Below are 4,569 nucleotides of genomic sequence, written 5' to 3'. Positions count from 1 at the left end.
CTTCTCCGGGAAGAACGCCTCCGGATCGGTCTGCGCGCACAGGGCGCGTTCCTGCCAATCCTGCTCTTCCGCCACGCCGAGGAGGTCGGTGAGCACGCCCAGATCCTCGTCCGGGTGCCCCACCCCACTCCATGACGTGCCCCCCATTCCCTGTCCAGTAGTGTCCAACCGCACGTCCGCCTCCTCGCTCTCACGCACTCCCAGGACCGGCGGTACCGGACTGCCCCAGCTGCCCCCTTTTAAGACAGCGAAATGACATCAATGTGATTACACCCGCGTGATGCGCCTGGGTCAAGTGCCAGGCCAGCGGCATGCCCGCCAGCACGGCGAGCGCCGTCGCCGCGGCGGCCTGGGCCACGGTGAACCCGGCGAGCCGCCAGGTGGTGGACTCGGCCAGCACGGCGGCGACCCCGCCGTCGGCGAAGCCGAGCCGGATGATCGCCACGACGGGCCAGGTGAACAGCACGCCGAGGAAGGCGACCGGCAGGAAGGCGAGCCCGGCCGCCCCCGCTACCCGTCCAGCACCGCGCGCCATTCACCGATCCAGCGTTCGCGGTGGTCGGTCACCCGGTCGGCGGGCAGGGACAGGGGGTCCTGCGGCAGCGGCGCCACCCGCGACCAGCCCTCGGGAAGGTCGACACCCTGCCGCGTCGGGTAGACGTACATGTTCCGCGCCAGGGTGGCCTGGAACTCGTGCGAGAGGAGGAAGTCGACCACCCTCCCCGCCTCCTCGGGGTGCTCGGTGCCCGCCACCACACCCGCGTACTCGACCTGGCGGTAGCACGTGTCCAGCAGTGCGCGCGTGCGTGGTGTGCCGTCCTGGCCGACCTCCGCCGCCGGGGACGAGGCGTAGGAGAGCACGATCGGACGGTCGCCCTCGCCGGAGGAGCCCGAGAACTCCTGGGTGTAGGCCTCGGTCCAGCCGCTGACGACCTGCGCGCCGTTGTCGGCGAGAGCGGACCAGTAGTCTCGCCAGCCGTCGTCGCCGTACTCGGCCACGGTGGCCAGCAGGAACGCCAGACCGGGCGAGGAGGTCGCGGGACTCGGCACCACGAACAGGTCCTCGTACTCGGGCTCGGTGAGGTCGGCCAGGCTCGTCGGCTCGGGCACGTCCCGCTCGGCGAACCACTCGGTGTCGATGTTGACGCAGACGTCGCCGACGTCGACCGCCGAGAGCCGCTGGCGCGGGTCGATCGCGTAGCGCTGGGGGCCCCGGTCGGCCTCGGGACTGGTGTAGGGCTCGAACACCCCCGCGTCGAGCGCACGGCTGGCGAAGGTGGAGTCGACTCCGTACGCCACGTCGGCGATCGGGTCGTCCTTGCTCAGCACCAGCGTGTTGGTCAGCTCACCGGCGTCGCCCTCCGGGCGGATGTCGAGGCGCAGCCCGGCGCGCTGCTCGAAGGCGTCGACGACCTCCTCCGGCACGGCCCACGACTGGTGGGTGACGAGCGTGACCGTCACCAGATCCCCTGCCGGTTCGTCCTCACCGCCGGTGAGCGTGCACCCCGAGGCGAACACCCCCGCCGACAGCAGCGCCGCCGCCACACGCGGCGCGCCGACGTGGTGGCCCGACCTGTGGCCCATTCACCCTCCTTGCCGTGGCCGGCGCGGAAAGGTGCGACCACCTTCCCTGCGTCGGCATGATCCGATTCAGGTGCGGACGGTCGCGGGCTGCGTGCCCGCCTCTCAGCCCGGCGCACCGGACTCCCGTGGCAGCGTGCAGGGTACCTGGCCACGTACCACGATGGAGCCATGACGCAGTTACTCAGTGACGAACGCATCGACGAGGCCCTGACGCACCTGCCGGAGTGGCGCCGGGAGGGAGCGGCGATCGTGCGCACGGCCGAGCTGGCCGACTTCCCGCACGCGATCCAGGTGGTCAACCGGGTCGCCGAGATCGCGGAGAGCGAGAACCACCACCCCGACTTCGACATCCGCTGGCGCAGGGTCACCTTCCGGCTGAGCACCCATTCCCACGGTGGGATCACCGAGAAGGACATTTCCCTGGCAGGCGAGATCGATGGGGTGCTCGACACAGTGTGATCTCCGCGGGTTCGGGCAACTCCTGAAGCGGCATCGAACGTTGTGCGGGTGGGGTCATCCGATGTCGAGGGGAGTGCGCGATGAAGCAGTTCGTCCGGGGTGTGGCGATGTCGTCGGTGCTGGGGCTGCTGATGGTCCTGTGGCCGGCGACCGGCGCGCTGTCCGCGTCCGCGCAGGAGGACTCTCCGACCAACCCGCCCGAGAGCGCGCCCACCCCGCCGTCCGACGAGGTCGTGCAGGCTCTCGTGGTCGGCGGCACCGCGTTCGCGATCATGGTCGCCGCGGCGTGCGCCGTGCTGTTCTACACCGCGCGCAGGCGCGGCCACGCCGACCACGGCTGAGTGCGTTCTCCCTGCGGTGACCTGATCGAGTTCGGGGCGTGATCGCGTCCGGATATGCTCTCGCGGCCCCACCGTGCCGGCCGCGACGCGTCCTCGCGGTCGCGAACCGAGGAGAAGCCCGGAAATGCCGTCGCCCCGCATCGTCAGACTCGCCGCCGTCCTCGTCGCCGGTCTCGCCCTCACCTCGTGCACGACCGTGGCGGCGGGGTCGGCCGAGCCGGCCGCCGGGTTCGCGTCCGCCGCACAGCGGCCGTCCGATTCGAGCGCGCCCACCGCCCCCGAGGGCGAGGAGGCGGCCGTGATCGAAACGTTCGAGTCCTACCGGCAGGCGGTGGGGGACAGGGACGGAGATACCGCCGCCGACCTCGTCGGCCCGGAAGGTCTCGACCACTACGACACGCTCAGCGACGTGGCCGGCTCCGCCGGGCCGGAGGAGTTCGCCGAGCTGCCCGCGATGGACCGGTTCGTCGCGGCCCTCTTCCGGATCGCCGCCGGGCCGGAGCAGGCCGCGGAGATGGACGGCCACGCCGCCTACTCGTTCGGTGTCCAGGAGGGCCTGGTGGACGACTCCTCGGTGGCAGGCACCGAGATCGACACCGTCGCGGTGCACGGGGACCGCGCCACGGCCGCACTGCTCGTGCACGGCCAGCCCGCGCCGTACGAGTTCACGTTCCAGCTCCTCGACGGCATGTGGAAGTTCGACATCATGCCGGTACTGAGGATGGCCCGCGCGAGCTTCCCCCAGCTCGCCGAACAACAGGGGCTGACCGAGGAGGAGTTCATCTTTCGGGCACTCGAGGCCTACGCGGGCGAGCCCGTCGACGAATCGCTCTTCGAACGCCCGTGATTCGAATCCGCCGCGACCCATACCCGGACGATGGTCCACCCTTCGGGTTGCTGACCAGGCACGAAGCCGGTCGCGCGGGTTAGCCTCCTCCCGCCCGCGCCGCACGGACCACACCCGTGCGCTGCCCAGAGCGCGGTGGTCGTTTCGTGCGAGGAGAGCACATGGTTTCGTGGCACCGAACCGTTCGGACACTGGCGGCCGTCCTGGCGGGCGTGATCACCGTGGGTATGGTGTCGTGTTCGGGCGTCGAGGGCTCCGCCGACGACCCCACCGGTCGAGCGGGCCGCGGTACGGACGCCGACGCCGTGGCGGAGGTCTTCACCCGGCACCGCGAGGCGGTACGCGGCGGCGACGGTGCGACGGCGGCCGCCCTCATCAGCGACGAGACGGCCTCCTACTACGCCTTGCTGGCCGATCTGGCCGCGACGGCGGGGCCGGAACGCATCGCCGAGCTGCCCGCGCTGGACCGGTCGAACGTCGGCGTGTTCCGCATCGCCTCCACCCCGGAGGAAATGGGACAGCGGGACGGACGGCAGACCTACGCGTTCGCCGTCACCGAAGGGTTGCTGACACGCTCCGGCGTCGGGCGGCACGACCTCGGAGAGGTGACGGTCGAGGGGAATCGGGCGGTGGCAGACGCGCTTACCGAGGGCGAGCCCGCGCCGTTCGAGTACGAGTTCGAGCGGGTCGGCGACGCGTGGCGGATCAACCTGCTCCCGATGATCACGATGTCGCGCAGCCTGCTCGCGCGGCTGGCCGAGGAGCGCGGGACCAGCCAGGAGAAGCTCGCTCTCCAGCTCATCGAGTCGGCCACCGGCCAGGCGGTCGACGAGTCGCTGTTCGCACGACCGCGCGGCTGACCCGCTCCCGGCACGTCTCATCGAGCCGGGGCTTTCCGCCGGGTGCGGTCACGTCTCCCGTGCGCGGTGACGGCCCCACGGCTGAGCACGACGCCGGCGACCACCAGGGCGGCGCCGACGGGCTGATTCCACGCGATGCGCTCGCCCAGCAGGAGGGCGCCGAGCGCGACCCCGACGACGGGCGTGAGGTAGGTGACGGTCGAGGCGGGTGCGGCGCCCCAGCCCGCGACGAGATTGGTGTTCCACACATACGCCAGCCCGGTGCCGAACACGCCCAGGCCCAGCATGCTGGCCACCACGGCCGGGTCGAGGGTCACCGGAAGGCCGTCCACGAGGGGCACGGTGGCCGCGAGCGCGACGGCACCGACGCCGACCTGCACGGCCGCCACGGCCGGTGCGGCGAGCCGCAGCGGGCGACGAACGTGCGCAGGTAGACGAACGCCGTCCCGTAGCTCGCCGTGGCCGCGAGGCACGCGAG

General features: G+C 71.6%; 7 protein-coding genes, 1 pseudogene and 1 riboswitch. Of the genes and pseudogenes, 4 read left to right on the top strand and 4 right to left on the bottom strand.

Annotated elements, in window-relative coordinates; genetic code table 11:
* The 3 genes and pseudogenes from SACSA_RS23800 to SACSA_RS0118790 form a co-directional block, all read right to left on the bottom strand.
* Positions 1–174 (bottom strand): annotated as a pseudogene (locus SACSA_RS23800) (WhiB family transcriptional regulator); the annotation flags it as partial.
* 16 nt (positions 175–190) lie between these two features.
* Entirely contained in the window at positions 191–535 is a 345-nt protein-coding gene (locus SACSA_RS0118795) for a hypothetical protein (protein WP_019819263.1), read from the bottom strand.
* A complete protein-coding gene (locus SACSA_RS0118790) occupies positions 511–1,584 on the bottom strand; it encodes a thiamine ABC transporter substrate-binding protein (RefSeq protein ID WP_019819262.1) in 1,074 nt (357 codons plus the stop codon). Before SACSA_RS0118790 ends, SACSA_RS0118795 begins: the two co-directional genes overlap by 25 nt.
* A 25-nt stretch (positions 1,585–1,609) precedes the next feature.
* A riboswitch (TPP riboswitch) is annotated at positions 1,610–1,721 on the bottom strand.
* A 31-nt stretch (positions 1,722–1,752) separates the two neighbouring features.
* Here SACSA_RS0118790 and SACSA_RS0118785 point away from each other — a divergent pair.
* The 4 genes from SACSA_RS0118785 to SACSA_RS0118770 all read left to right on the top strand — a co-directional run bounded on the left by SACSA_RS0118785 (position 1,753) and on the right by SACSA_RS0118770 (position 4,091).
* Positions 1,753–2,043: a 4a-hydroxytetrahydrobiopterin dehydratase gene (locus SACSA_RS0118785; RefSeq protein WP_019819261.1), complete on the top strand. Its 291-nt coding sequence runs from the start codon at positions 1,753–1,755 to the stop codon at positions 2,041–2,043.
* A gap of 80 nt (positions 2,044–2,123) precedes the next feature.
* Positions 2,124–2,384, top strand: coding sequence for a hypothetical protein (locus SACSA_RS0118780; protein WP_019819260.1), 261 nt, complete (start codon positions 2,124–2,126; stop codon positions 2,382–2,384).
* A 298-nt stretch (positions 2,385–2,682) separates the two neighbouring features.
* Positions 2,683–3,231 (top strand): hypothetical protein, encoded by a 549-nt coding sequence (locus SACSA_RS0118775; RefSeq protein WP_028662039.1) that lies wholly within the window; start codon positions 2,683–2,685, stop codon positions 3,229–3,231.
* Positions 3,232–3,392: 161 nt separating this feature from the next.
* Positions 3,393–4,091 (top strand): hypothetical protein, encoded by a 699-nt coding sequence (locus SACSA_RS0118770; protein ID WP_019819258.1) that lies wholly within the window; start codon positions 3,393–3,395, stop codon positions 4,089–4,091.
* Positions 4,092–4,108: 17 nt separating this feature from the next.
* Here SACSA_RS0118770 and SACSA_RS0118765 read toward each other — a convergent pair.
* A partial coding sequence (locus SACSA_RS0118765; protein WP_232213006.1) for a DMT family transporter occupies positions 4,109–4,569 on the bottom strand: 461 nt, incomplete at its 5' end.

This window comes from Saccharomonospora saliphila YIM 90502 (genome assembly GCF_000383795.1).
GTDB lineage: Bacteria > Actinomycetota > Actinomycetes > Mycobacteriales > Pseudonocardiaceae > Saccharomonospora > Saccharomonospora saliphila.
This window is presented reverse-complemented; position numbering and strand designations above follow the sequence as displayed.